The sequence below is a fragment of the Leucobacter soli genome, assembly GCF_042659205.1.
GTDB lineage: Bacteria > Actinomycetota > Actinomycetes > Actinomycetales > Microbacteriaceae > Leucobacter > Leucobacter soli.
The window spans coordinates 1-803 of record NZ_JBHSRW010000448.1 but is presented as its reverse complement, the minus strand read 5'-3'; the positions used below and the strand labels follow the sequence as shown (position 1 = coordinate 803).

Below are 803 nucleotides of genomic sequence, written 5' to 3'. Positions count from 1 at the left end.
CCTCCGGATCGGGCCCCGGGCGCCGGCGCTCCAGATCGCCGAGGAGGAAGTCGAGGGGCTGAGGGATCCCCGTCAGCGAGAGCCGCTCGAGCAGCTCGCGGATCGCGCCCACCTCGTGCCCTGCGCGGAGCGCCCGGCTGAGCGACATCTGGCTGAGCCGCATGGTGCTGGCGACGCCGAGCTGCTCCGTCTCGACGATCTCGAGCAGCGCGCGCTCGTCGGCGGGCGCCAACGGCCCGGGAACGATGAGGCTCAGATCGGGCTGCAGGTAGACGCCCGCTGCGGGTGGCGGAAAATCGCGTTCGGCCGCCGAAGCGGCAGCGCCCGGGGTTCCGGCGAACAGCTCGAGCGCCGCAGGTGTGAGCCGTCCGTCCACCGCGAGCCCGAGCTGCTCGGCCGCGCCGGCCCACTCGGTCGCCTCCGCGCGGAGGCTGTGCGGGAGCAGAGGGAACTCCGCACCGAGCACGGAGTCCACGGCGAGATGCAGATCCCCATCGGCGAGCTCGATCGCGCGAGCGAGCGGTGCGGGCAGTCGTTCGGCGAGCGCCTCGGCCAGCACCGCCCATCGATGAGGCTGGGTCAGCTCCAACCAGCTGTCGGCCTCGGTCGACGGGCAGAGCAGGGTCTGGCCGCCGGGCCGCTGGATCGGCACGGCGAGACCGGCGATCCGCAGCAGGCCGGCCAGACGGCCGATCGCCTCGGGGGTGTCGTGCGCGACGAGGGCGAGTTCCCGGAGCGCGACGACGGTGACCGTGCCCTTGCGGCTGAGACGCACCGGGCGGTGCGAGAGCGCGCGGAGCAGC

General features: G+C 74.1%; 1 protein-coding gene. It reads right to left on the bottom strand.

Annotated elements, in window-relative coordinates; all coding sequences use genetic code 11:
• A partial coding sequence (locus tag ACFPZL_RS13865; protein WP_382335985.1) for a helicase-associated domain-containing protein occupies positions 1-803 on the bottom strand: 803 nt, incomplete at both ends.